The sequence below is a fragment of the Salmonella sp. JXY0409-18 genome (genome assembly GCF_020268625.1).
Lineage (GTDB): Bacteria > Pseudomonadota > Gammaproteobacteria > Enterobacterales > Enterobacteriaceae > Salmonella > Salmonella enterica.
In genome coordinates, this window is record NZ_CP084216.1 from 1,857,163 (window position 1) to 1,882,512 (window position 25,350).

Below are 25,350 nucleotides of genomic sequence, written 5' to 3' on the forward strand. Positions count from 1 at the left end.
TTCATACGAGACGGGAAAATATTATGAGGCGCCAGGCGCATCTGGCACGAGTAACATACCGGAAAGACGCCCATAAGCGTTGTTGAGTGATTTTTGGCGGGTGGATTGTCCGATCAAACTACTGAGTTCATCCAGTCGCTGTTGCAGCAGCCCTTTCAGGAGCTGCTCATTATCCAGCGTTTGTTTGATGTATCCGGCGACCATATCCTGAATACTTCGCGTAATGCCCGGTGGAGTTTGCTTTTCCATCACCGTTTCAATACTTTGCAGATAGGAGACCTCTTGTTGCAATAAGAGATCCCATTCACCTCGCTGCGCAAGTTCAAGCAGCGATTGACTGAGCAGCGCAATACGCTGCCAACGGTTGATAAACTCCACGGTTGAGGTCATTAACGAGACTCCTGGAAAGATGCTTTCGGTGAAATCTGTTTCCAGGCTTCTGCAATATTGCTGAGTAACCCTTCCACTTCTTCGATGGCCTGAGCGTCGTTACGCAAATTAGCCTGCAGTAAACGGCGAATCATATAGTCGTATAGCTCGGAAAGATTCGTCGCAATCTCACCGCCTTTTTCCTGATCGAGGCCGGCTTTCAGCCCGTTATCGATAATATTAATGGCTTTGCTTAACGCTTCACCTTTCGCGACAACATCGCCTTGTTCTAAAAACAGGCGAGCGCGCACCAGAGCGCTATTCGCGCCATCAAACAACATTTCAATCAACTGATGCGGGCTGGCGCTCATCACGGCGCTTTCCACGCTGACTTGCGCATAAGCTTTGATACCGCTCGCGGTGTACATGGTGACCTCTGTTATCAGGACTTGTTCATAGCTGTAAATTGCTGGGTCAAATAACTACTGGTGTTATTCAGTTTACTCATCATGGTATCCAGTTGGGTAAACTGGGCCTTGTAACGGGCAACGGTTTCATCGATGCTGTTGCTAACGGACAGGTACTGTTTTGTCAGGCTTTTCAGCGTGGCGTTAACGTTGTCCTGCGCATTATCAATAATGCCGTCATCCGCCAGATAACTTTTCACTTCGGTGGCAATTTTGGTGGTGATCCCCGTTTCTTTACCATCGCCTACCAACAGCTCACGCGCTGCGGCTGTGTTATCTTTCAGTACTTTGGTCAGCTTATCATCATCAATCTTCAGTTTGCCGGAAGTCCCATCCTGGGTGATGCCAATTTCCGCCATTGTTTTGAACGCAGAATTACTGCCGCTATTGGCAAATTGTGCCCGAATCCCGGTCTGGATAGTACGAACCACACTATCGCCTAACAGCGCGCCGTTTTTATCGCTGGCTTCTTCGCCCGGCTCAACGGCGGTATATTTGGTTAACGAGCTAAAGGTATCCACCAGCGAGTTATAGGCATCCACCCAGGATTTAATCGCCTCTTTCGCCTTGGTATCATCTTTCGTTACCGTCACGGTCGCGTCGGTCACTTTCTTCGTCAGGGTGAGCGTAAGCCCCTGAGGGGCGTCGGTTACGGTATTGCTCTGACGCTCAATGTCGATGCCGTTTACGTTCAGCTTCGCGTTTTCTGCTTTCACCAGCTCTTGCATATTGCCGGTATTGGTGGTGCTGTCATAAGCGAGTAGATCGTTAAGTTTTGTATCGCCTTCCACCGTGATCTTCATCGTATTGTCAGTACCGCTATTGGCGGTAAGCACCAACTGGAATTCGTTCTCTTTGACCTTAACGATACTGGCGGCGATACCGCTGTCGGCGTCATTGATGGCGTCACGGATCGCCTCCATGGAGGTGTCGCCTTTATCCAGCTTAATTTCCAGCGGCTCTTTACGTCCCGGCTGTTCAATTTTAATCGTTCGGGACGTGACCGACGTATCGCCCAACTGCTCTTTGGTGGTTGCGAAGGTGGTTTTTGTCGCCAGCGACTGTGCGGCGGCAAGCTGGGTTACGCTAATCTTATAAGTCCCTGCGGCAGCGCCAGCGGTAGTACTGACTTTGAGATCCTCCGTCGTGCTGGACGCCACGGTAGACTTAAATAAATCCGCTTTATTTAACGCGGTATTTGCCGTCTGGAATTTTTCTAATGCGCTTTTCAATGTGCCATAGGCGGTTAGCTTTGCCGAATTCGCGCTCTGCTGTTTGGTAATTGGCGTTAAGCGTCCTTTTTCGTTCTTTGTCAGGTCTGTCAACAACTGGTCTAACGGTAAGTTTGATCCCACACCTAATGATGAAATTGAAGCCATGCCTTCTTCCTTTTTGATTGCAAACAGTAGTTAAGCGCGTTATCGGCAATCTGGAGGCAAAGTTTAATGATAATTTTGCAAAAATAATGCGCGGAATAATGATGCATAAAGCGGCTATTTCGCCGCCTAAGAAAAAGATCGGGGGAAGTGAAAAATTTTCTAAAGTTCGAAATTCAGGTGCCGATACAAGGGTTACGGTGAGAAACCGTGGGCAACAGCCCAATAACATCAAGTTGTAATTGATAAGGAAAAGATCATGGCACAAGTCATTAATACAAACAGCCTGTCGCTGTTGACCCAGAATAACCTGAACAAATCCCAGTCCGCTCTGGGCACCGCTATCGAGCGTCTGTCTTCCGGTCTGCGTATCAACAGCGCGAAAGACGATGCGGCAGGTCAGGCGATTGCTAACCGTTTTACCGCGAACATCAAAGGTCTGACTCAGGCTTCCCGTAACGCTAACGACGGTATTTCTATTGCGCAGACCACTGAAGGAGCGCTGAACGAAATCAACAACAACCTGCAGCGTGTGCGTGAACTGGCGGTTCAGTCTGCTAACGGTACTAACTCCCAGTCTGACCTTGACTCTATCCAGGCTGAAATCACCCAGCGTCTGAACGAAATCGACCGTGTATCCGGTCAGACTCAGTTCAACGGCGTGAAAGTCCTGGCGCAGGACAACACCCTGACCATCCAGGTTGGTGCCAACGACGGTGAAACTATTGATATTGATTTAAAAGAAATTAGCTCTAAAACACTGGGACTTGATAAGCTTAATGTCCAAGATGCCTACACCCCGAAAGAAACTGCTGTAACCGTTGATAAAACTACCTATAAAAATGGTACAGATACTGTTACAGCCCAGAGCAATACTGATATCGAAACTGCAATTGGCGGTGGTGCAACGGGGGTTACTGGGGCTGATATCAAATTTAAAGATGGTCAATACTATTTAGATGTTAAAGGCGGTGCTTCTGCTGGTGTTTATAAAGCCACTTATGATGAAACTACAAAGAAAGTTAATATTGATACGACTGATAAAACTCCGTTAGCAACTGCGGAAGCTACAGCTATTCGGGGAACGGCCACTATAACCCACAACCAAATTGCTGAAGTAACAAAAGAGGGTGTTGATACGACCACAGTTGCGGCTCAACTTGCTGCTGCAGGGGTTACTGGTGCCGATAAGGACAATACTAGCCTTGTAAAACTATCGTTTGAGGATAAAAACGGTAAGGTTATTGATGGTGGCTATGCAGTGAAAATGGGCGACGATTTCTATGCCGCTACATATGATGAGAAAACAGGTACAATTACTGCTAAAACAACCACTTATACAGATGGTGCTGGCGTTGCTCAAACTGGAGCTGTGAAATTTGGTGGCGCAAATGGTAAATCTGAAGTTGTTACTGCTACCGATGGTAAAACTTACTTAGCAAGCGACCTTGACAAACATAACTTCAGAACAGGCGGTGAGCTTAAAGAGGTTAATACAGATAAGACTGAAAACCCACTGCAGAAAATTGATGCTGCCTTGGCACAGGTTGATACACTTCGTTCTGACCTGGGTGCGGTACAGAACCGTTTCAACTCCGCTATCACCAACCTGGGCAATACCGTAAATAACCTGTCTTCTGCCCGTAGCCGTATCGAAGATTCCGACTACGCGACCGAAGTCTCCAACATGTCTCGCGCGCAGATTCTGCAGCAGGCTGGTACTTCCGTTCTGGCGCAGGCGAACCAGGTTCCGCAAAACGTCCTCTCTTTACTGCGTTAATCCGGCGATTGATTCACCGACACGTGGTACACAATCAAGGCAGCGAAAGCTGCCTTTTTTAATTCCGGAGCCTGTGTAATGAAAGAAATCACCGTCACTGAACCTGCCTTTGTCACCCGCTTTTCCTGTTCTGGCTCGGCCTGCCGCGACCACTGTTGTAAGGGCTGGAAAATCACGCTGGATAAGACGACGGTTAAAAAGTATCTCGCCAGTAAAGACGCGACGATTCGTACCATCGCGCAAGATAATATTATTCTGCTGAAAAAGAACAACAGCCACTGGGGCGAAATTAAGCTGCCTTCGGCGCTGGGGAATTGTCCCTATCTGGATGAGGACCGTCTGTGCCGGGTACAAAAAACGTTAGGCGCAAAGGCATTAAGTCATACCTGTTCCTCTTTCCCGCGGGCGCACCATACCTATAAAAATGAGGTACGTAACTCCCTGAGTCTTGCCTGCCCGGAGGTGACGTCCCGCATTTTAAACGATCCTGACGCGATGGCGCTCGGCGAAAAAACTATCATTCAGCAGACATTCAATACTGCGCCGTTATTCCCAGCGCAGCAAAAGTTACTCAATCTGTTTTGCCTGAGTCTGATCAACCATGCCAACAGCAGTACGGAAGCCGCGCTCTATGCGTTGATTAAATTTGTCATGTATACGCAGAAATTTGCCAAAATAGATGATGCCGCGCTGGGCGAACTGGAACAGGTGTATGCCGCGTTACTTGAACAGTTGCAGACCGGCGTGCTGGCGCAGGAGTTAATGAATATCGCGCCGGACAGCAAGGTAAAAACCTCGCTGGTATTGCAGATGCAGGACTATTTCCGCTCGCTCCCGCTTAGTCGTGGCAGTGTTATCCTCGATCACTATATCCAGTGTCTTCTGCGGGTGCTGACGGCGGAAGAGGGCGTTTCAATGGAGCAGAAGGTTAGCGATATTGAGTCCTCATTAGCGCGCTGTTTACAGGCGGATGAGCAGCAGAAGAACTGGGCTTTCAGAAATTTAATTCTCTATAAAATTTGGGAAAATAATTTCCCCAACCAGCCGAATGTCGACCCGTTACGCGCGCTGTATATTATCGTGGCGGAATATGCGTTTATTAAGCTATTAACGGCAGCCAGCGTGTATGAGCGCGGGCGGCTTGAGTGGGATGACGTTACCAATATTGTGTATAGTTTTCACTCCCGCAGCCAGCATAACAGCGAGGTGGCGGCGAATTTTCATCGCCATATAGAAAAGGTGCGTACTGGCGACGATCTGTCGATGATTCATCTTCTGACATAGTTTTGTTCGGGGTGGGCTTTTGCGCATCCCGTTTATCCTATCTGGCTGATTTTATTCTGCTCTTTGAGCCGCTAAAAAGGCGCTACAGGTTACATAAGTGAAATAACCCTTCTTTTATAGCCTTATTCCTTCGATAGAACCCTCTGTAGAAACGGATAATCATGCCGATAACTCATTTAACGCAGGGCTGTTTATCGTGAATTCACTGTATACCGCTGAAGGTGTAATGGATAAACACTCGCTGTGGCAGCGTTATGTACCGCTGGTGCGTCACGAAGCATTGCGCCTGCAGGTGCGATTGCCGGCGAGCGTGGAACTGGACGATCTGCTACAAGCGGGCGGCATCGGGTTATTAAATGCGGTCGACCGATATGACGCTTTGCAAGGAACGGCATTTACCACTTACGCAGTGCAGCGTATTCGTGGGGCGATGCTGGATGAATTACGCAGCCGCGATTGGGTGCCGCGTAGCGTCCGGCGTAATGCCCGCGAAGTGGCGCAGGCGATGGGACAACTGGAGCAGGAACTGGGGCGTAATGCGACGGAAACCGAAGTGGCGGAACGTCTTGGCATCCCTGTTGCGGAGTATCGTCAGATGTTGCTCGATACCAACAACAGCCAACTTTTCTCTTACGATGAGTGGCGGGAAGAGCATGGCGATAGCATCGAACTGGTGACTGAAGAACATCAACAGGAAAACCCGTTACATCAACTGCTGGAGGGCGACCTGCGACAGCGGGTAATGGATGCGATTGAATCGCTGCCGGAACGCGAGCAACTGGTGTTAACGCTGTATTACCAGGAAGAGCTCAATCTCAAAGAGATTGGCGCGGTACTGGAAGTCGGCGAATCGCGGGTCAGCCAGTTGCATAGTCAGGCCATCAAACGATTACGCACCAAACTGGGTAAGTTATAGGTCGCGCATGGTCGCACCCGAAAAGTGCCGCACAACGTATAGACTACCAGGAGTTCTCATGACGGTGCAGCAACCTAAAAGGCGGCCCTTGAGCCGCTATCTTAAAGACTTTAAACACAGCCAGACGCATTGCGCGCATTGTCACAAACTGCTCGACCGCATTACGCTGGTTCGCCGTGGCAAGATCGTTAATAAAATCGCTATTTCACAGCTGGATATGCTACTTGACGACGCTGCCTGGCAGCGGGAGCAGAAGGAGTGGGTGGCGCTGTGTCGCTTTTGCGGCGATTTGCACTGCAAAAAGCAGAGTGATTTTTTCGATATTATCGGTTTCAAGCAGTATTTGTTTGAACAAACCGAGATGAGCCATGGCACGGTGCGGGAATATGTCGTGCGTTTACGACGTCTTGGCAATTACCTCAGCGAGCAAAACATTTCCCACGATCTGCTGCAGGACGGTTTTCTCGATGAAAGCCTGGCGCCATGGTTGCCGGAAACCAGCACCAATAATTACCGTATCGCACTGCGTAAATACCAGCAATATAAAGCGCATCAGCAGATTGCGCCCAGACAGAAATCCCCCTTTACCGCCAGTTCTGATATATATTAAAAAAGCATAAGATGTAGCAGAGTCGTGTTGGTGAAACGTGGCAAACCTTCTACATTAGGCTGAGTCCCCCAAAGGTTCGCGAGACGTGACGATGCGCCATGGCGGGACACAGTCTATGGTCATTAACGGCAATATTCGGGGTTACTATGAAATTAGCACTGCTGGGACGTCAGGCACTGATGGGAGTAATGGCTGTAGCGCTGGTGGCGGGAATGAGCGCGAAGAGCTTTGCCGATGAGGGTTTGCTGAACAAAGTTAAAGAACGCGGCACGCTGCTGGTAGGGCTGGAAGGTACCTATCCGCCGTTTAGCTTTCAGGGCGAAGACGGCAAATTAACCGGTTTTGAAGTCGATTTCGCCGAGGCGTTGGCAAAACATCTGGGCGTTAAAGCGTCGCTGAAGCCGACCAAATGGGACGGAATACTGGCGTCGCTGGACGCTAAACGCATTGATGTAGTGATAAACCAGGTCACGATTTCAGACGTCCGCAAGAAAAAATATGATTTCTCTACGCCTTACACTATCTCCGGCGTTCAGGCGCTGGTGAAAAAAGGCAATGAAGGCACGATCAAAACGGCGGCCGATCTGCAGGGCAAAAAAGTTGGCGTTGGGCTGGGGACTAACTATGAAGAGTGGCTACGTCAACATGTTCAGGGTGTGGATATCCGTACTTATGACGATGATCCTACAAAATACCAGGATCTGCGCGTAGGCCGTATTGACGCGATTTTAGTCGATCGTCTGGCGGCGCTGGATCTGGTGAAAAAAACCAAAGGTACGCTGGCCGTCACCGGTGATGCGTTTTCGCGTCAGGAGTCCGGCGTTGCGTTACGTAAAGGCAACGAAGACTTGCTGAAGGCGGTAGATAACGCCATTGCGGAAATGCAAAAAGATGGCACCTTAAAAGCGCTCTCTGAAAAATGGTTTGGCGCTGACGTGACCCAATAATGTTCTACGTTGCCCGGCAGGCAGTGCGCCGCCGGGCAATATCAACCTCATACTATGTTAGCAAACGGAGGCGCGTGAATCGGCGCCTTTTTTATTTCCGTTAGATCAACGTGCATAATAAAAAGAACACACCACAACGTTACTGGAGGCTCAATGCCACTACATCACTTAACGCGCTTCCCTCGCCTGGAGCTTATCGGCGCGCCGACCCCGCTCGAATACCTGCCGCGATTGTCTGATTATCTTGGCCGTGAGATTTACATTAAGCGCGATGACGTTACGCCCATTGCAATGGGCGGCAATAAACTGCGCAAGCTGGAGTTTCTGGTGGCCGACGCGCTGCGAGAAGGGGCGGATACGCTGATAACCGCAGGGGCGATTCAGTCGAACCATGTCCGTCAGACGGCGGCGGTCGCGGCCAAATTGGGGCTGCATTGCGTCGCCTTGCTGGAAAATCCAATCGGTACCACTGCGGAAAATTACCTGACGAATGGTAATCGCCTGTTACTGGATTTATTTAATACGCAAATTGAGATGTGCGATGCGCTGACCGATCCGGATGCGCAGCTGCAAACGCTGGCGACGCGCATTGAAGCGCAAGGGTTCAGGCCCTATGTGATTCCGGTCGGCGGCTCCAGCGCGCTGGGCGCAATGGGATACGTAGAGAGCGCCCTGGAAATCGCCCAGCAGTGTGAAGAGGTCGTCGGGCTCTCTTCGGTGGTGGTGGCCTCCGGCAGCGCCGGAACGCACGCCGGGTTAGCTGTCGGGCTGGAACATCTGATGCCGGATGTCGAACTAATTGGCGTGACCGTTTCACGTGCTGTCGCCGAGCAGAAACCCAAAGTAATTGCCTTGCAGCAGGCTATTGCCGGTCAGCTGGCGCTGACGGCGACGGCGGATATTCATTTATGGGATGACTATTTTGCCCCGGGTTACGGCGTGCCAAATGACGCGGGGATGGAGGCGGTGAAACTGCTGGCGAGCCTGGAGGGAGTGCTGCTGGATCCGGTATATACCGGTAAAGCGATGGCGGGTCTGATAGACGGCATCAGCCAGAAACGCTTTAACGATGACGGGCCGATTCTCTTTATTCACACCGGTGGGGCGCCTGCGCTGTTTGCCTACCATCCTCATGTATAACCTCCAGGTAATCAACGCGAATGCAAGAAAGTATCCAACTGGTTATTGAATCGCTGCCGTATTTGCTTAAAGGCGCCGTCTTTACCCTGCAACTGAGTATTGGCGGTATGTTTTTTGGTCTGCTGCTGGGATTTGTGCTGGCGCTGATGCGGATGTCTCCGCTATGGCCGGTTCGCTGGCTGGCGCGCTTTTATATCTCGATTTTTCGCGGTACGCCGCTTATCGCCCAGTTATTTATGATCTATTACGGCCTGCCGCAATTTGGGATTGAGCTGGACCCTATCCCGGCGGCGATGATTGGTTTATCGCTCAATACCGCGGCTTACACGTCCGAGACGCTGCGCGCGGCGATCTCGGCTATCGACAAGGGACAATGGGAAGCGGCGGCGAGCATTGGCATGACGCCGTGGCAAACGCTACGTCGCGCTATTTTGCCGCAGGCGGCTCGTGTCGCGCTTCCGCCGTTGAGCAACAGCTTTATCAGCCTGGTGAAAGATACGTCGCTCGCCGCGACGATTCAGGTGCCGGAGTTGTTCCGCCAGGCGCAGTTAATTACCTCGCGAACGCTGGAGGTGTTTACCATGTATCTGGCCGCGTCGTTAATCTACTGGGTAATGGCGACCGTCTTATCGGCACTGCAAAACTATTTTGAAAACCAGCTTAACCGCCAGGAGAGAGAGCCAAAATGAGTGCGATCGAAGTCACCAACCTGGTCAAAAAATTTCATGGTCAAACGGTGCTGCACGGTATCGACCTTGAGGTGAAGCCCGGAGAAGTCGTCGCCATTATCGGCCCGAGCGGCTCAGGGAAAACAACGTTATTACGCTGCATTAACCTGCTGGAACAACCGGAAGCGGGCACCATTAAAGTGGGCGATATTATCATCGATACCGCCCGCCCATTCAGCCAGCAAAAAGGGTTGATTCGCCAGCTACGTCAGCATGTCGGCTTTGTCTTTCAGAGTTTTAACCTGTTCCCGCATCGTACCGTGCTGGAAAATATCATTGAAGGTCCGGTGATTGTAAAGGGAGAGCCGAAAGCCGAGGCGACGGCGCTGGCGCGGGAACTGTTAGCCAAAGTCGGGTTGGCTGGTAAAGAGACCCGTTATCCGCGCTGCCTGTCGGGCGGGCAACAGCAGCGCGTGGCGATTGCGCGTGCGCTGGCGATGCGCCCGGAAGTGATTCTGTTTGATGAGCCCACGTCGGCGCTTGATCCTGAATTAGTCGGCGAGGTGCTTAATACAATTCGCCAGCTGGCGCAGGAAAAGCGCACGATGGTGATCGTCACTCACGAAATGGGCTTTGCGCGTGACGTGGCTGACCGGGCAATATTTATGGATCAGGGGCAAATCGTTGAGCAGGGGCCGGCGAAAACCTTGTTCGCCGATCCTCAGCATCCGCGTACCCGCCAGTTCCTTGAGAAATTTTTAGTGAAATAATACCTTTTCAACGCTCGCCCGAATTAGCCGCGCCTCGGGCGAGCGCAATGAATAATTATGAAGTCATTCTGCCAGATTATTAACCTCGCTCTCAGGCGGAAGCCAAAAAACTGTAATGCCGCTCAAGTATTCTACGATTCGTCCGATATTTCTTATATATAAACACTATTTATGTGTTAATTTAAGTCATTCATAATAATGATTATCAATATCAAAGGCGTGACCATAAAATATGCAGGAAAATGATTTCTTCACCTGGCGACGCGCAATGTTGTTACGCTTTCAGGAGATGGCGGCAGCAGAGGATGTTTATACTGAATTGCAATATCAGACACAGCGGCTGGAATTTGATTATTATGCCCTGTGTGTTCGTCATCCCGTTCCCTTTACCCGGCCTAAAATATCGCTTCGTACCACTTATCCTCCGGCGTGGGTAACGCATTATCAGTCCGAAAACTATTTTGCGATCGATCCGGTATTAAAGCCGGAAAATTTCAGGCAGGGTCATTTACATTGGGATGACATGCTATTTCATGAAGCGCAGGCGATGTGGGATGCCGCCCAGCGTTTCGGATTACGCAGAGGCGTAACCCAGTGTGTGATGTTGCCGAACCGGGCGCTGGGCTTTTTATCTTTCTCCCGAAGCAGTTTACGCTGCTCCTCGTTTACCTACGATGAAGTGGAGCTGAGGTTGCAACTGCTGGCGCGGGAGAGTCTTTCGGCGCTGACAAGATTTGAAGACGACATGGTGATGGCGCCTGAGATGCGTTTCAGTAAACGTGAGAAAGAGATTCTGAAGTGGACGGCGGAAGGGAAGACCTCATCGGAGATCGCCATTATTCTGTCGATTTCTGAAAATACCGTTAACTTCCATCAGAAAAACATGCAGAAGAAATTCAATGCGCCAAATAAAACACAGATTGCCTGCTACGCTGCGGCGACAGGTCTGATATGACGTGCTGACGATGCTTCGCGCCAGACGCGAAACCGGCTGAAAGCGATGCTAACAGCCGGTTTTTTACTACTGGCGGTAAGCTTGTTTAATTTGCTTAACCGTACTGGAAAATACCGCCGCTTGTGCTTCATCATCCATCTGCGCGATCTGTTTTTCCATTTTAAGAATCACGCGCCCTGCATCGGCCTGGCCCATCGCCTGCAGCATCAGCGTTAACATGGCTTTCAGGCAGTTGACTTCAGTAGCCAGTTCTTGATTATTCTCAGCGGTGGAAAAATCAGGCGTACTCATTTATTTTCCTCGTTATGTTTCAGTGAAAATGTGCGATAGCAGATGTTAAGGCGGCGGAGTATACCATAAGCTACGCTAAAAATAGCAGTGGTTGTTTTTTGATCAAAAAGGGGAAGGTTTACCCACAAAATAAACGTTGCCGCGTGATGCATATATTTTCTTCATTCTTTGTTTATTACGCGTATTTCACTCGTTAATTATTGTTACAAAGTTGATTCTCTAATTAGTGTTTAGACAGCGGAACGTGAAATTTTTGTCACCATTATGAAATAGCAGCGCGGGACAGCGCCGCCAGAAGGGGCTACAACGTTGGCAGTTGCCACATGACGTACAACATAATTTCCAAAAACGAGAGCAAAATCGAATACCCGGTGTTTTTTTACGTTTCAAAGTTGAGATAAAACCAGCTAATATAAGGACGATTAACTATCAGTAGCGTTATCCCTATTCTGGAGATATTCCTTTGATCAACGTTCTTCTTGTTGATGACCACGAACTGGTGCGCGCAGGGATACGACGCATTCTTGAAGATATAAAGGGCATTAAAGTTGTCGGTGAAGCGTGCTGCGGAGAGGATGCGGTAAAATGGTGCCGTACTAACGCCGTTGACGTCGTGCTGATGGATATGAACATGCCCGGTATTGGCGGCCTTGAGGCAACGCGTAAAATTGCCCGATCGACAGCGGATATCAAAGTGATCATGCTGACCGTCCATACGGAGAACCCGTTGCCCGCCAAAGTGATGCAGGCTGGCGCAGCTGGCTATCTCAGCAAAGGCGCTGCGCCTCAGGAGGTGGTGAGCGCTATTCGTTCGGTGTATTCCGGACAACGTTATATCGCCTCCGATATCGCTCAGCAGATGGCGCTCAGTCAGATCGAGCCTGCAAAAACGGAAACGCCGTTCGCCAGTTTGTCTGAACGCGAGTTGCAGATTATGCTGATGATCACCAAGGGTCAGAAGGTCAATGAGATTTCAGAACAGCTGAATCTCAGTCCTAAAACGGTGAACAGCTATCGCTATCGTATGTTCAGTAAATTAAACATTCATGGTGATGTTGAGCTGACTCACCTGGCAATCCGCCATGGCCTGTGTAATGCGGAGACGTTAACAAGCCAGTGAGTGAAATATTTGACGCAAAGGCGTTTTTGAAAACCGTTACCAGCCAACCCGGTGTCTATCGTATGTATGACGCCGGCGGTACGGTTATCTATGTTGGTAAAGCAAAAGACCTGAAAAAGCGTCTTTCCAGCTACTTTCGCAGCAACCTGGCTTCGCGTAAAACCGAAGCGCTAGTTGCGCAAATTCAACACATTGATGTCACGGTAACGCATACCGAAACGGAAGCGCTGCTGCTTGAGCATAATTACATCAAGTTGTATCAACCGCGTTACAACGTGTTGTTGCGTGATGATAAATCCTATCCTTTTATTTTTCTGAGCGGCGATACCCATCCGCGTCTGGCGATGCACCGTGGCGCTAAACATGCGAAAGGCGAGTACTTCGGCCCATTTCCTAACGGCTATGCCGTGCGGGAAACGCTGGCGCTGTTACAGAAAATTTTCCCTATCCGCCAGTGCGAAAACAGCGTGTATCGCAACCGCTCGCGTCCTTGCCTGCAATACCAGATTGGCCGCTGCTTAGGCCCCTGCGTTGCAGGACTGGTCAGCGAGGAGGAGTACACGCAACAGGTGGAGTATGTCCGGTTGTTTTTGTCCGGCAAGGACGACCAGGTCTTAACACAGCTGATTGCCCGGATGGAAAAGGCCAGCCAGGATTTGGCATTTGAAGAGGCGGCGCGTATTCGCGATCAGATCCAGGCGGTACGCCGGGTCACGGAGAGACAGTTTGTCTCCAATGCGGGCGACGATCTCGACGTTATCGGCGTGGCTTTCGATGCGGGTATGGCCTGTGTGCATGTGCTGTTTATTCGCCAGGGTAAGGTGCTGGGCAGCCGCAGCTATTTTCCAAAAGTGCCTGGCGGTACGGAACTGGGCGAAGTGGTGGAAACCTTTGTCGGGCAGTTTTACCTGCAGGGTAGCCAGATGCGCACGCTACCGGGCGAGATACTGCTCGATTTTAATCTTAGCGATAAAACGCTGCTCGCCGACTCGTTGTCGGAGCTTGCCGGACGGCGTATTCATGTCCAGACAAAACCGCGCGGCGATCGCGCCCGTTATCTCAAGCTGGCGCGGACCAACGCGGCAACGGCCTTAATTACAAAACTTTCGCAGCAGTCCACCATCACGCAGCGTTTGACTGCGCTGGCGGCGGTATTAAAACTTCCTGCTATCAAGCGGATGGAGTGTTTTGACATCAGCCATACCATGGGGGAGCAAACGGTCGCATCCTGTGTGGTATTTGACGCTAACGGGCCGTTACGCGCCGAGTATCGTCGTTATAATATCGCGGGCATCACGCCGGGTGATGACTACGCGGCGATGAATCAGGTGCTACGTCGGCGTTATGGCAAGGCCATAGAAGAAAGTAAGATTCCGGACGTTATTCTGATCGACGGCGGAAAAGGGCAGCTCGCCCAGGCGAAAGCCGTTTTCGCTGAGCTGGATGTCCCCTGGGATAAGCATCGCCCTTTGTTGCTCGGCGTCGCCAAAGGCGCAGACAGAAAGGCCGGTCTGGAAACACTCTTTTTTGAACCGGAAGGAGAGGGGTTTAGCCTGCCGCCGGACTCGCCGGCGCTGCATGTTATTCAGCATATTCGCGATGAGTCGCACGATCACGCGATCGGCGGACACCGTAAAAAACGCGCAAAGGTTAAAAATACCAGTACGCTGGAAACTATTGAAGGCGTTGGGCCTAAACGTCGCCAGATGCTGCTGAAATATATGGGCGGTTTGCAAGGACTACGTAACGCCAGCGTAGAAGAAATTGCAAAAGTGCCGGGTATTTCGCAAGGTCTGGCAGAAAAGATCTTCTGGTCGTTGAAACATTGAGGCCACTGTAGCAACATAGGGGTAATTTCACTGACAACAGATAGTTACCCGTCACTATGCAATTTAATATCCCTACGTTGCTCACGCTGTTTCGCGTCATCCTGATTCCATTCTTTGTCGTGGTGTTTTATTTGCCGTTCGCCTGGGCGCCGATGGTCAGCGCGCTGATTTTCTGTATTGCCGCTATTACCGACTGGTTTGACGGCTTTCTGGCGCGACGCTGGAACCAGAGTACGCGTTTCGGCGCTTTCCTCGACCCCGTCGCCGACAAGGTGCTGGTGGCGATCGCCATGGTGCTGGTCACCGAGCATTATCATAGCTGGTGGGTGACGTTACCTGCGGCGACGATGATAGCCCGCGAAATTATTATCTCTGCTCTGCGTGAATGGATGGCTGAGCTGGGCAAACGCAGTAGTGTAGCGGTCTCCTGGATCGGTAAAGTCAAAACTACCGCGCAGATGGTGGCGCTGGCGTGGCTCTTGTGGCGTCCGAATATCTGGGTAGAGTATGCCGGGATCGCGCTTTTCTTTGTTGCAGCGGTGCTAACATTGTGGTCCATGTTGCAATATTTGAGCGCTGCACGCGGAGATTTGCTTGATCAGTGATCGTTTCGCCGCAAATTTCAGCAAACGATCGTGAGTGACGAAAAATATCGTTGACTCAGTGCGTCAGGTAAGTAGAATGCAACGCATCGAACGGCAGCACTGATTGCCAGACGATAACAAAATCAAGTGATTAACAAAGTTGCTTGATACTGCGGGAATAGCTCAGTTGGTAGAGCACGACCTTGCCAAGGTCGGGGTCGCGAGTTCGAGTCTCGTTTCCCGCTCCAGTTTAAAAGCATTGGCGTAAAGCGGATGCTGGCTGAAAAGCAAAAAAATTTGGCGCGTTAACAAAGCGGTTATGTAGCGGATTGCAAATCCGTCTAGTCCGGTTCGACTCCGGAACGCGCCTCCAATTTTTCCCGAGCCCGGATGGTGGAATCGGTAGACACAAGGGATTTAAAATCCCTCGGCGTTCGCGCTGTGCGGGTTCAAGTCCCGCTCCGGGTACCATGGGAAAGACAAGAATAATCAAAGCAATAAGCAGTGTCGTGAAACCACCTACGGGTGGTTTTTTTGTGTCTTCAATTTGTATGCCGACCGCGAGCGTGAACTTTCCAGCGCGATACACGGTAAAAAAACACCGGTAGCGGCATTTCTGCCAGTACAACAGTTATGTGCTACCGACCCGCAAGAACTTATGCCTGGTAAATACTAAACGTCGGGTAAATCAGCCGATAAAATCCATTAATCTCTATAAAAAATGCTGATATGTTTTATGCCTGCTTTATAAAGTGAGTAGGTCTGCCAGTGAAATATACCGATAATGCAAAATTATTTATTAGCTTCATTAATATTGGGATTGTAGGTTGCGCTTTGCTACTTTTTTTTATTTTGTATGAGCCTGAGAGTGCAATCGTAACCTACTCTCTTCCCGGTGAGTTTTCCTCTTCGACATGTGATGCGCGTAATTTTATTGGCTACGTCGATGAAAACGACTTTGCAGAGTATATAAAAAAAGTAGAACTGACGCGCTACAGTATGTATTGTCTGAAAAAAACAGGGGCGGGTCAGTGGAGTATTTATGCAAATTAAACGAGTATATAACTGTTCAGGGGTATTTTCTGCACAATTTAATTAAAGGTAGATAGCGAACTAATATTCATCACAAGGTAATGTGATCCGCTTCATGCTTTAATCACGTTTTGCAATATTGTCTTAATAACAGGTCAACTACAGATAATTTCGGGTTTTCGTGAATGGAGGTTTTGGTCAGTCTCTATATTATGCTTTCCCCGCTTTACGGAGATGATGATGCAAAAGAAAACCTGGGCCGTTTTATTGATACCATTGTACCTCACCGCTTGCCACCAGACGACCTATCGATCAACAGCCAAAGATGAAATTCTCACAGGGAGCTATATTGACCCGACAAAAACACGCTTTCCGTTAGCGGATTATTCACAGTCGGTTGATAAATGGATACCTCCGGACTCGGCTGATTACACTATTCCGGTTATTGATAGTGCTACCCAACAACGCTACTTTAACGCACTAAAATCTCATTATTTCGGAATGGACAGTGAAGCGCACTCGCCGTGGAATGGTTTTTATATTACCGCATTGCTGAAAAAAAACGCAGCACAGGCGCGGGATGCCAGTATTAAGCAGTTTCTTAGCGACGGCAGTGCTTATTGGGGGGAAAACTTCAGACTTTATACCTCTCGCTGGAAAGAGGGGGTTAGAGGGAATACGGATACGCAGATTGACAATATCTATCATGCCTCCCGGCGAGGCATTATGGTCAGGGAAAGTTTAGTCAGAGCGCTGCCAACGGACGACCCGCTCTTTAACGATCCCCGTCAGGCGGGCGAGGGGTACCCGTTTGATAATTTACAAATGTCTTCGCTGCGTCCCGGTACGCCGGTCTATACGCTGACGAAGAGCAAAGACCAACGCTGGCAATATGTCGTTTCACCAGCGGTAACTGGCTGGGTTCATAGTGAAGATATTGCCAGTGCGGATCAGAAATTTATAACACAGTGGGTTTTGCTTGCTCATAAGCAACTGGGGGCATTTATCAACGCGCCGGTTTCTGTCCATGCCGCAGGCGTCTATTATTTCACCGGGCGACCGGGCACTATTTTACCGTTCCGACATCAACGGGCGGGCCAGTTCCTGATTGCGGCGCCAGTTCGCGATAGCAATGGTCGTGCGTTTATCCATTGGGTCTGGCTAAGCGGTAACGAGTTTACGGCTATGCCGTGGAAAATGACGCCGGAAAATATCGCCGTGCTAATGAAAGCAATGCACGGCGCCCCCTACGGTTGGGGAAATTTTAACTTTTATAATGATTGTTCAGCCGAAGTCCGCAGCCTGTTAATGCCGTTTGGCATATACCTGCCCAGACATTCATCCGCGCAGGTAGAGTCTGCTGGACGGGTGGTCGATCTTAGTCATAAAAATCCCCAAATGCGGATCGATTATCTCACCAGATACGGAAAACCGTTTACTACGTTGGTCTATATTCCAGGGCATATTATGCTGTATATCGGTAACACAACCATGAATGGGCAGGTCGTGCCGATGACTTATCAGAATATCTGGGGATTGCGCCCAAACCATGCTAATAGCCGGAGCATTATCGGTGAGGCGGTATTTTTGCCGTTACTGCGTTTTTATCCTGAAAATCCTGAGCTGATATCGCTGGCTGGTAAGGTTCTGTTTAAGCTTGGTTATATAGAATAGGTTGACAAACTGTGTTATCGCGGAAGACATGATTAAGGCAACCGTGCGCGTGGATATAAAGAGAGTATCCCTGTAAACTGTGTCTGAAAAAAGTATGCGCTATAGTGCGGGCTGTTTATTTGAAATACTATCTGGAGCTGATTCTGGATGTGATTATGTGCCTCACACATTGAAGTGAGAGTTATTGTTGGCGGTATCTGGCTGGAGGCTGGGTGGTAAAAAGACGTAATTTATTGCATTTTAATAACGGTGCCCGGTCAGAGCGCGATCTTGGGGATCTGGTCACTAAAGTTTTTGAGAAAGCGGCGAAAAAAGAACCGCAACCGCTATACACATTTAGCCTGCCGTTGCTGAGTGTGCAGGATGAGATCCGTGTTTACTGTAAGAAAAAAAATATCAAAATAGGGTACGATACGCTGTTTATGGAAATAACCTTTTCTGCTGACAGAGAAGCGGTAGACGAACTCATTAAACACTTTTTTACTGAAAATAAGCTCTATTTGAGAGGGCGGTTTTATCTGTCCGCGGCGGTGGTATAAGTTAGCATGAGTATAATATAGCGAGAAACCCATCTCTCGCTTTTGTGTGGGGCGAGCGTTTCCTGGCGGAAAATCTGCGCCCTGATCCTCCTTTTGTGCGTTAACTTCCGGAATCCTCCTCATTTCGTGTTAATCTGGCCCCTGATGGTTGCCATCCAAACTGCCTGCAAAAAAATTATTTTTATCCGCTGCAATGTAAGAGGCCTACAGGCGGAAGTCATCACTGAGGAAAAGCGTTATGAAAATGGAACCATTAAACGAGAACGAGCTGGAATGGCTGGATGATGTGCTGACGAAATACAATACCGATCAGGCCATTTTGGATGTCGCGGAGCTGGACGGTCTGATTACTGCGGTACTAAGTTCTCCGCGTCCCATCGAGCCGGAACAGTGGCTGGTCGCGATATGGGGGGGACCCGCGTACGTACCGCGCTGGACATCTGAAAAAGAAATGACGCGATTTATGGATCTGGTGTTCCAGCACATGGCGGACACAGCCGCCCGGCTTGAAGACTATCCAGAACAGTTCGAGCCGCTGTTTGGCCTGCGAGAAGTTGATGGCCATGAATTAACGATTGTTGAAGAATGGTGCTTTGGTTACATGCGCGGAGTGTCGCTGTCCGACTGGTCTGACTTGCCGGATACGCTAAAACCGGCGCTGGAAGCGATTGCCTTACACGGCACTGAAGAAAACTTTGCGCTGTTGGATAAAATGAGCCCGGAAGCGTTCGATAAAAGCGTTGACGCTATCCGTATCGCGGCGCTTGAGCTTCATGCCTGGTGGATGGCGCATCCGCACACGACGCCGCTACAGATGCCGATAAAAGCAGAGGTGAAAGTGGGGCGTAACGATCCTTGTCCATGCGGGAGTGGCAAAAAATTTAAGCAGTGCTGCCTGCATTAATGGCTCGTAAACGGCCATAGCGTGATGATTATCGAGCCTGGACGGCGTCCGGGCCCGGTAATCTTTGCCTGGCATTAACCTGGATCGGGCAGGAACCCCAGTGCGATCGAAAACTGGACGCCAATCACGACAATGCCGCAGATAAACACCAGCACCAGCGCTGGCGTGCCGCCTGCCACACGATATCCCGCCTGAGGGCTCTGTTTACGGCATTGCCAGACCAGCATGGCAGGGATGAGCAGTGCCAGCACTGCCAGCGCTACGCCGGCATAGCCTAATGCCATCACAAATCCACGTGGGTAGAAAAGCGCAAACGCCAGCGGCGGCAGAAAGGTAATCAGCCCGGTTTGCAGACGTCCGGACACCGTACTGCGGCGCTGGAATAGATCGGCCAGGTAATCAAATAATCCTAGCGCTACGCCCAGAAAAGAGGTCGCCAGCGCCAGATCGGCGAACAGGTGGACCGCCAGTTCGACATGTGGCGAAGCGACCACTTCTCTGAGTGCCTGCAGCAGGCCATTTAACCCGGCATGGCTGGCCAGTAGCCCTCTGAATGTCGGCGAGTCGATACTTCCCAGCGTGGCGAGCTGCCAAAAAATATAGGCCACTAACGGAATGGCACTACCCGTCATAAAGACCCAACGCAGCCGGCGAATGTTGCCGTTCATATAACTCACAATACTCGGTACGCTTCCGTGAAAACCAAACGAGGTGAAAATGACCGGTATGGCGGATAACGCCAGCCCCTGCTGTAAAGGAAGCGTAAGAAGATTTACTTTATGAATATGTGGCGTGAGCAACGCAAGCATGATGACCAGAAAAATGATCTTTGCGCTAAACAGGAAGCGGTTAAAAAGGTCGACCAGCGAGGTGCCCACACACACCACCCCACCGGCAACAAAGGTGAACAGCAGCACCCCGGCAGCGGGCGAGAGCGTGGCGCCAAGCCAGTTATTAATACTGGATGCCAGTAATTCTCCGGCTCCGGAAATGTAGGCGGCGGTGAGCGCATACAGTAAGAACATCATACTGAATCCCGTAAGCCACTGTCCGTAACGTCCAAGATAGCGTTTTGCCAACGAGCCCAGCCCGGTATCTGCCGGAACGTGTTGATATACCTCCAGTAATAGTAGCGCGGTATAACACATCAGCGCCCACAGGCCAATCAACAATCCCAGCGTGACGCTGAAACCAACGCCAGCCGCTGCCAGCGGCATTGCCAGCATCCCGGCGCCGATAGTGGTGCCTGCCACGATAAAAATACTGCCCAGAGTTCTGTTTTTCACGCTTTCTACTACCCCGGTAACAAAGAACGGTGATATCCGCGGCGCAGGGTAAGGCATTACGCTATTTTCGTCAAATGGTCGTTACAATGGGTGTACTGTAAAATTTACAGTTCCGGGCATAAAAGCGAATATGGGAAGAGACGCGGACAACCGCCGCAAACCTGCGCTAGCGCAAAGTCGCTCGCACACGGACACATTAGGCTACGAGTTTTATTCAGGAGGGGTTATGGATTCCATTCACGGTCACGAAGTACTCAATATGATGATTGAGTCTGGCGAGCAGTACACGCATACCTCGCTGGAGGCGGCAATAAAAGCGCGCTTTGGCGAGCGGGCACGATTTCACACCTGTTCAGCGTCAGATATGACGGCGGCGGAACTGGTCGCGTTTCTGGCGGCGAAAGGAAAGTTTATTGCTGTGGAGGGCGGTTTTTCAACGCATGAGAGTAAAATCTGCCGCCATTAATACGCCACGGTGAGAGCTCGTCTCACCGTGTAAGGACGTGCTGGATTAATTTTGCGTATCCAGTGTGGAGAGTTCTTTATCAATAAAATAAAGCCCTTCGCCGCTTTTTCCCGCCAGCGTTAATTTATCAATAATAGATTTGAACAATTTTTCTTCTTCATGCTGCTCGGCCACATACCACTGCAAGAAATTAAATGTCGGATAATCCTGGCTGGTCATTGCGGCATGAGCCAGTTCATTAATTTTTTGCGTAATAAGCTGCTCATGCTCATAGGTCGCGCGGAACAGCTCATCCAGTGAGGTGTACTCAGCGAAGGGCGAAGAAACGGTATTAATGCGCGGCAGGCTTCCGGTATCGGTAAGGTAGTCAAACAGGCGCTGCATATGCGTCATCTCTTCTTGCGCATGGCGACGAAGAAATGCGGCCGCGCCTTCAAAACTGTGATAGCTGCACCACGCGCTCATTTGTTGATAGAGCAGGGAGGAGTACAACTCCAGATTCATTTGCTCATTCAGTTTGTCGATCATTTCTGTTTTCAGCATGGTTCCGCTCCACAAATAGCAAAAGATATACAGTAATGTGGCGCCACTATAATTTGTTATTTTATTATTTGCAAAAGGTAAAATATTAAATTTAATTATTAAAAATACGAATGGGAATAAAACGCATTAACGCCAGTGTATAGTGTATAAAAATAAAGGAAAGCCAGCACCTTCATGCTGGCAATAGCGACCTTGCACTCTCCTCCATTGTAGATGGTGTCGGCGTTAAGCCAGCCGCCTTAATAATAAAGCGGCATGATTTGCGGGACGGCAACGCCCCGGCACTGCCAGGAGAGGGTAAATCGGGTGTTCAGACACAACGAGCCCGCATAAATGCTACAGGTTCCTACCGGCTGACCAAACGAAACGGCATCGGCATAGCCCATCTGCTGGCATTCGCGTGTTGCGGTCCCGTGAGATACATAGTCATCTGTCCGTGAAGTAAAAAATAGCGGCTGGTTATACGTCAGGCGCACGATGCCGCTTATCGGGCTGGCTTCGCTGACCTGCGCTTGTCGAGTAATGGTGCATCCCGTCAGGGCTAGCAGTGAAAGAGTAAAAATAAGAGGCTTCATAAAATCGCTCCGACAATTCGGTATCAGACCATGCTACCTCGTGTCTTGCACCGTCAATGGCTGGAATAACTTACGGATTCGCCTTGATTAAAGGTAACGGCAGGAGATTTACAGCGGGAACAGAAAATGTGTGAGCGTCTTCAAATGTGTAGTGTGGGCAAAACGTCATGATTTACGCAGGCAAGACCGTCTGCATTCAGGAGGAACAGGATGAAAATTGCACTGATGATGGAAAATAGCCAGGCCAGCAAAAATGCCATCATTTATAACGAACTTAGCGCCGTCGCCAATGAAAAGGGATTTCCCGTTTTTAACGTCGGCATGTGCGACGAAAATGACCATCACCTGACGTACATTCATTTAGGCATCATGGCGAGTATTCTGCTTAATGCAAACGCGGTTGATTTTGTGGTTACTGGCTGTGGCACCGGGCAGGGCGCGCTGATGTCGTTAAATATTCATCCTGGTGTCATTTGTGGCTATTGCATCGATCCGGCAGATGCTTTTCTGTTTGCGCAGATCAACAACGGCAATGCGTTGTCCCTGCCATTTGCGAAAGGCTTTGGCTGGGGCGCTGAGCTGAACGTGCGTTTCATCTTTGAAAAAGCGTTTACCGGGCGTAAAGGCGAGGGGTATCCGCCTGAGCGCAAAGCGCCGCAGGTACGCAATGCGGGCATTTTGAACCAGGTTAAGGCCGCGGTCGTCAAAGAGAATTATCTGGATACACTGCGGGCTATCGGTCCTGAACTGGTTAAAACGGCGGTTTCAGGGCCGCGTTTCCAGCAATGTTTGTTTGAAAACGGACAGAATAAAGAAATAGAAGCGTTTGTACGTGAGATGCTGGGGTAATGCCCGGACAAGCCAGAGACGTTTCGTGCCTGTCGGCTGGCATGATGTGCCGATAATACGCCAGTAGCGACAGGCGCCACCTCTGGCAAACAGACCAGAAACGGTGTAGGCCGGATAAGCTGCTTCGCGTTGCTATCCGGCTAATAACGTCTCAATATTGTCGCTCGGGGAGCCGCTATCAGTGATGCTGATAGGTCACGACGTTAAGGAGATGCTGATCGGTTTGCGCCAGGCATAACCCTGCTCGTTTAGCGCTGCGAACTTCTTCGAGAATAGTTTGTAAAAGTACGCCATCCTGCTGCTGCTCTTTTTCCAGGGTATGGAGAAAATCGAGCGTTGAGGCATCATTCAGCGCTTTCGCTTCATCTGCCAGACGCGACAGCGTGCTGGCGCGTTGCTGATAATCCTCCAGGGTTTTCTGGAACAATTCTTCCAGAGAGCAGAGCTCTTCACCCGGAACATCAATGGCTTTAACGATAGGGGTGGCACCGGCGTTTTTCATAAAATTAAACATGCGCATCATTTGCGTCACGTTGCCTTGCGCCTGGGTACGAAGAAAGGTGGCGGTGCCTGTTAAACTGTGTTCAGAACACCATTCGCTTAGATGGAGGTAAAGATTTGATGCGTAAAACTCAAGGTTCATTGGCGTGTTGAGCTTTTGAACCATTCCTACAGCTGCCATAACAATATCCTTATTTCCAGAAAGTGTTGATGTGCATGACAGACGAGAATGCAACGGGCCGTTGTCACTTTCTTACATCTATCATCTATGCACAATAAATACTCTTAGCAGAAGAACTCCGTTCCGCCAGTCCCTTATGCGATCTCATTTCCTGTTTATCGATCGGTAATGAGAATAGCGCGTCAATAAAAATAAGAAAATCCTTAAATGCAATTGTTTATCTTTTTTTACATTTTCAGCGGTGTGATTTTTTTAGGTGTAATGATTTTTGGTGTGGAGTAGTTGCAACTGTTTGAAAGTTAAATGATATTATATAGATTCATAATTTATGAAACATTGTTTTAGATCATGGGGTGAGCCTTTCAAGTATGGTAATTTCAATAAAATAAACATTAGCCAGTCTGGATATCACACGCATAAACGGTTGAGAGCAAATATGCCTGTTTTTATAAACTAGCCGATTTTGCGGTAGATCATTTTTAATGTCATTAATCATACGAGCACGTTATTCGGTTGAGCGCAGTTTTGATGGGTGACTCGTTAACAAGGAGCAGTCAATGAAAAAGGTCGCGGTGCTGTTGGCACCAGGATTTGAAGAAGCAGAGGCCATTGTTACTCTTGATATTCTGCGACGTTTGCATATCGACGTCGAAACGCTGGCGTGTGCTGAATCACGGGCGGTGGTGAGTTACCATGATATTCCTATGGTTGCGGACAGCACGCTGAGTGGCGCCAGCAGGCGCTTTTCGATGCGGTAGTGCTGCCGGGCGGTCCGCAGGGGAGCGCTAATCTGGCGGCTAATCCGGCGGTGATCGCTTTCGTTGCGCGTCATGATGCGGCAGGCAAATTAATTTGTCCTATCTGTTCCGCGGCGGCAAGGGTGCTGGGTGCTCACGGATTGCTGAAGGGGCGTCGTTATGTCTGTTCCGGCGACCTGTGGAAAGCGGTTCCGGAAGGTGTCTATGTGGATGCGCCCGTTGTTGAAGATGGTAATTTAATTAGCGGCAAAGGCTTGGGGCATGTCTTTGATTTCGCGCTAACCCTTTCCGCCAGACTGCTGGGAGACGATGTGCCGGTTCGCGAACAGGCTGAACATATCTATTATTCCTGGTAATCGTTATTCACCCAGGGCCGTAAGGATTAGCTGGCTGATGTTATGGATTAATGTGCTGGCTTTTCTGCCTTTTGGCTGATGAATTCGCTCTGGGTTATGTCATTTTTCGCTAAAACTATTCCTGCCATCAGCATTTATCTAATGAATGAAAGATAGCGCACCGTTTTACGTCTTCTCTAACAAGAATCGTTTGACTTTACCCTACATAAAAAACGCTAAAGCTGGTCAATGACTTCCCTGGGTTATGAGTTAATCGTTATTTCTGCGTGTGTCTTAGGGGAGATTCCTGAAAGGCGGCCTCGGAAAAGTCTCATATGTGGTGGCGAGCGTACTGATATCAGGAACGGTGGAGAACGCGATGAACCTGTTCAACATTTTACCTTTTGCACAATACGTGGTTCGCGGCTGAATCCTTCTGGCAGCAGTTATCTTCGACCATTATAAGCAAAAAGCGAAGCGTACGATTTGATGAATTAACACTCAACTAAACAGTATAGCTTCACGTCATCGCCAGCCGCTACCCCGGCTGGCGATGGTCTTTCTAAATGGCGAGCAGCGTCACACTGTCTATACTTACATG

The 25,350-nt window shown here is 49.7% G+C and carries 26 protein-coding genes, 3 tRNA genes and 3 pseudogenes; 23 read left to right on the forward strand and 9 right to left on the reverse strand.

Translation table 11 applies throughout. The features are described from left to right. Positions 1-21 precede the first annotated feature (21 nt). Genes fliT through fliD form a run of 3 tightly spaced genes read right to left on the reverse strand, consistent with a single transcriptional unit; the run spans position 22 to position 2,215 of the window. Positions 22-390, reverse strand: a complete 369-nt coding sequence (gene fliT / locus LDB27_RS08790; protein WP_000204899.1) for a flagella biosynthesis regulatory protein FliT — start codon at positions 388-390, stop codon at positions 22-24. Further along, on the reverse strand, positions 390-797 hold the full coding sequence (gene fliS, locus LDB27_RS08795) for a flagellar export chaperone FliS (protein WP_000287764.1): 408 nt from the start codon (positions 795-797) through the stop codon (positions 390-392). The genes fliT and fliS overlap by 1 nt, the downstream gene beginning before the upstream one ends. Before the next feature lie 14 nt (positions 798-811). Further along, positions 812-2,215, reverse strand: coding sequence for a flagellar filament capping protein FliD (gene fliD, locus LDB27_RS08800; RefSeq protein WP_000146808.1), 1,404 nt, complete (start codon positions 2,213-2,215; stop codon positions 812-814). Between the two features lie 256 nt (positions 2,216-2,471). Between fliD and LDB27_RS08805 the strand changes: the two genes are divergently transcribed. The 9 genes from LDB27_RS08805 to sdiA all read left to right on the forward strand — a co-directional run bounded on the left by LDB27_RS08805 (position 2,472) and on the right by sdiA (position 11,282). Then, positions 2,472-3,992, forward strand: a complete 1,521-nt coding sequence (locus LDB27_RS08805) for a FliC/FljB family flagellin (RefSeq protein ID WP_000079785.1) — start codon at positions 2,472-2,474, stop codon at positions 3,990-3,992. Between the two features lie 78 nt (positions 3,993-4,070). Beyond that, entirely contained in the window at positions 4,071-5,276 is a 1,206-nt protein-coding gene (gene fliB, locus LDB27_RS08810; RefSeq protein ID WP_000659227.1) for a flagellin lysine-N-methylase, read from the forward strand. A gap of 196 nt (positions 5,277-5,472) precedes the next feature. Beyond that, positions 5,473-6,192 (forward strand): RNA polymerase sigma factor FliA, encoded by a 720-nt coding sequence (locus LDB27_RS08815; protein ID WP_001087453.1) that lies wholly within the window; start codon positions 5,473-5,475, stop codon positions 6,190-6,192. Positions 6,193-6,250: 58 nt separating this feature from the next. Continuing rightward, entirely contained in the window at positions 6,251-6,802 is a 552-nt protein-coding gene (gene fliZ / locus LDB27_RS08820; protein WP_000218080.1) for a flagella biosynthesis regulatory protein FliZ, read from the forward strand. Positions 6,803-6,948: 146 nt separating this feature from the next. Then, the gene (gene tcyJ / locus LDB27_RS08825) at positions 6,949-7,749 is read left to right on the forward strand and encodes a cystine ABC transporter substrate-binding protein (RefSeq protein WP_000761631.1); all 801 of its coding nucleotides are present in this window, start codon (positions 6,949-6,951) and stop codon (positions 7,747-7,749) included. Between the two features lie 153 nt (positions 7,750-7,902). Then, positions 7,903-8,889 (forward strand): D-cysteine desulfhydrase, encoded by a 987-nt coding sequence (dcyD, locus tag LDB27_RS08830; protein WP_001128187.1) that lies wholly within the window; start codon positions 7,903-7,905, stop codon positions 8,887-8,889. 20 nt (positions 8,890-8,909) lie between these two features. Further along, positions 8,910-9,578, forward strand: coding sequence for a cystine ABC transporter permease (gene tcyL / locus LDB27_RS08835; RefSeq protein ID WP_001158238.1), 669 nt, complete (start codon positions 8,910-8,912; stop codon positions 9,576-9,578). Continuing rightward, the gene (gene tcyN / locus LDB27_RS08840) at positions 9,575-10,327 is read left to right on the forward strand and encodes an L-cystine ABC transporter ATP-binding protein TcyN (RefSeq protein ID WP_225519937.1); all 753 of its coding nucleotides are present in this window, start codon (positions 9,575-9,577) and stop codon (positions 10,325-10,327) included. Before tcyL ends, tcyN begins: the two co-directional genes overlap by 4 nt. A gap of 232 nt (positions 10,328-10,559) precedes the next feature. After that, positions 10,560-11,282, forward strand: coding sequence for a transcriptional regulator SdiA (gene sdiA / locus LDB27_RS08845; RefSeq protein WP_001157165.1), 723 nt, complete (start codon positions 10,560-10,562; stop codon positions 11,280-11,282). Between the two features lie 66 nt (positions 11,283-11,348). Here the strand turns inward: sdiA and LDB27_RS08850 are convergent, their stop codons facing one another. Together LDB27_RS08850 and LDB27_RS08855 are read right to left on the reverse strand one after the other, a co-directional pair. After that, the gene (locus LDB27_RS08850) at positions 11,349-11,573 is read right to left on the reverse strand and encodes a DUF2594 family protein (RefSeq protein ID WP_000106483.1); all 225 of its coding nucleotides are present in this window, start codon (positions 11,571-11,573) and stop codon (positions 11,349-11,351) included. Continuing rightward, entirely contained in the window at positions 11,570-11,725 is a 156-nt protein-coding gene (locus LDB27_RS08855) for a hypothetical protein (protein ID WP_000546183.1), read from the reverse strand. Before LDB27_RS08855 ends, LDB27_RS08850 begins: the two co-directional genes overlap by 4 nt. Positions 11,726-12,036: 311 nt before the next feature. Here LDB27_RS08855 and uvrY point away from each other — a divergent pair, with 311 nt between their 5' ends. From uvrY to LDB27_RS08905, 10 genes and pseudogenes are all read left to right on the forward strand, one after another. Then, positions 12,037-12,693 (forward strand): UvrY/SirA/GacA family response regulator transcription factor, encoded by a 657-nt coding sequence (uvrY, locus tag LDB27_RS08860; RefSeq protein WP_000611323.1) that lies wholly within the window; start codon positions 12,037-12,039, stop codon positions 12,691-12,693. Beyond that, positions 12,690-14,522, forward strand: a complete 1,833-nt coding sequence (gene uvrC, locus LDB27_RS08865) for an excinuclease ABC subunit UvrC (RefSeq protein ID WP_001289475.1) — start codon at positions 12,690-12,692, stop codon at positions 14,520-14,522. Before uvrY ends, uvrC begins: the two co-directional genes overlap by 4 nt. A 56-nt stretch (positions 14,523-14,578) precedes the next feature. Further along, positions 14,579-15,127, forward strand: coding sequence for a CDP-diacylglycerol--glycerol-3-phosphate 3-phosphatidyltransferase (gene pgsA, locus LDB27_RS08870; RefSeq protein WP_001160192.1), 549 nt, complete (start codon positions 14,579-14,581; stop codon positions 15,125-15,127). Between the two features lie 151 nt (positions 15,128-15,278). Then, a tRNA-Gly gene (locus LDB27_RS08875) sits at positions 15,279-15,354 on the forward strand. A gap of 51 nt (positions 15,355-15,405) precedes the next feature. Continuing rightward, positions 15,406-15,479, forward strand: a tRNA-Cys gene (locus LDB27_RS08880). An 11-nt stretch (positions 15,480-15,490) separates the two neighbouring features. Next, positions 15,491-15,577 (forward strand) — tRNA-Leu (locus tag LDB27_RS08885). 250 nt (positions 15,578-15,827) lie between these two features. Then, positions 15,828-16,159, forward strand: a pseudogene (locus LDB27_RS08890) (hypothetical protein). A gap of 213 nt (positions 16,160-16,372) precedes the next feature. Then, on the forward strand, positions 16,373-17,812 hold the full coding sequence (locus LDB27_RS08895) for an SH3 domain-containing C40 family peptidase (protein ID WP_077906422.1): 1,440 nt from the start codon (positions 16,373-16,375) through the stop codon (positions 17,810-17,812). A gap of 212 nt (positions 17,813-18,024) precedes the next feature. Beyond that, positions 18,025-18,351, forward strand: coding sequence for a glucose-6-phosphate dehydrogenase (locus LDB27_RS08900; RefSeq protein ID WP_000240837.1), 327 nt, complete (start codon positions 18,025-18,027; stop codon positions 18,349-18,351). A gap of 238 nt (positions 18,352-18,589) precedes the next feature. Beyond that, on the forward strand, positions 18,590-19,255 hold the full coding sequence (locus LDB27_RS08905) for a YecA family protein (RefSeq protein WP_000781521.1): 666 nt from the start codon (positions 18,590-18,592) through the stop codon (positions 19,253-19,255). A 74-nt stretch (positions 19,256-19,329) separates the two neighbouring features. Here the strand turns inward: LDB27_RS08905 and tyrP are convergent, their stop codons facing one another. Beyond that, positions 19,330-20,541, reverse strand: coding sequence for a tyrosine transporter TyrP (gene tyrP, locus LDB27_RS08910; RefSeq protein WP_024132296.1), 1,212 nt, complete (start codon positions 20,539-20,541; stop codon positions 19,330-19,332). 226 nt (positions 20,542-20,767) lie between these two features. Here tyrP and LDB27_RS08915 point away from each other — a divergent pair, with 226 nt between their 5' ends. Beyond that, positions 20,768-21,007, forward strand: coding sequence for a YecH family metal-binding protein (locus tag LDB27_RS08915; RefSeq protein ID WP_000377239.1), 240 nt, complete (start codon positions 20,768-20,770; stop codon positions 21,005-21,007). Between the two features lie 45 nt (positions 21,008-21,052). Here the strand turns inward: LDB27_RS08915 and ftnA are convergent, their stop codons facing one another. After that, positions 21,053-21,550, reverse strand: coding sequence for a non-heme ferritin (gene ftnA / locus LDB27_RS08920; RefSeq protein ID WP_000920619.1), 498 nt, complete (start codon positions 21,548-21,550; stop codon positions 21,053-21,055). A gap of 239 nt (positions 21,551-21,789) precedes the next feature. Then, complete coding sequence (locus LDB27_RS08925) at positions 21,790-22,125, reverse strand: YecR-like lipofamily protein (RefSeq protein ID WP_000803229.1); 336 nt, start codon at positions 22,123-22,125, stop codon at positions 21,790-21,792. A 210-nt stretch (positions 22,126-22,335) separates the two neighbouring features. Between LDB27_RS08925 and LDB27_RS08930 the strand changes: the two genes are divergently transcribed. Then, the gene (locus tag LDB27_RS08930) at positions 22,336-22,974 is read left to right on the forward strand and encodes an RpiB/LacA/LacB family sugar-phosphate isomerase (protein WP_000684807.1); all 639 of its coding nucleotides are present in this window, start codon (positions 22,336-22,338) and stop codon (positions 22,972-22,974) included. Between the two features lie 178 nt (positions 22,975-23,152). On the opposite strand, the gene LDB27_RS08935 is transcribed toward LDB27_RS08930, so the two are convergent. Next, on the reverse strand, positions 23,153-23,656 hold the full coding sequence (locus LDB27_RS08935; RefSeq protein ID WP_000741707.1) for a non-heme ferritin-like protein: 504 nt from the start codon (positions 23,654-23,656) through the stop codon (positions 23,153-23,155). Positions 23,657-24,213: 557 nt separating this feature from the next. On the opposite strand from LDB27_RS08935, the pseudogene LDB27_RS08940 reads away from it, so the two are divergent. Continuing rightward, positions 24,214-24,770, forward strand: a pseudogene (locus tag LDB27_RS08940) (DJ-1/PfpI family protein). 228 nt (positions 24,771-24,998) lie between these two features. After that, a pseudogene (gene araH, locus LDB27_RS08945) lies at positions 24,999-25,179 on the forward strand (L-arabinose ABC transporter permease AraH); the annotation flags it as partial. Between the last annotated feature and the right edge of the window lie 171 nt (positions 25,180-25,350).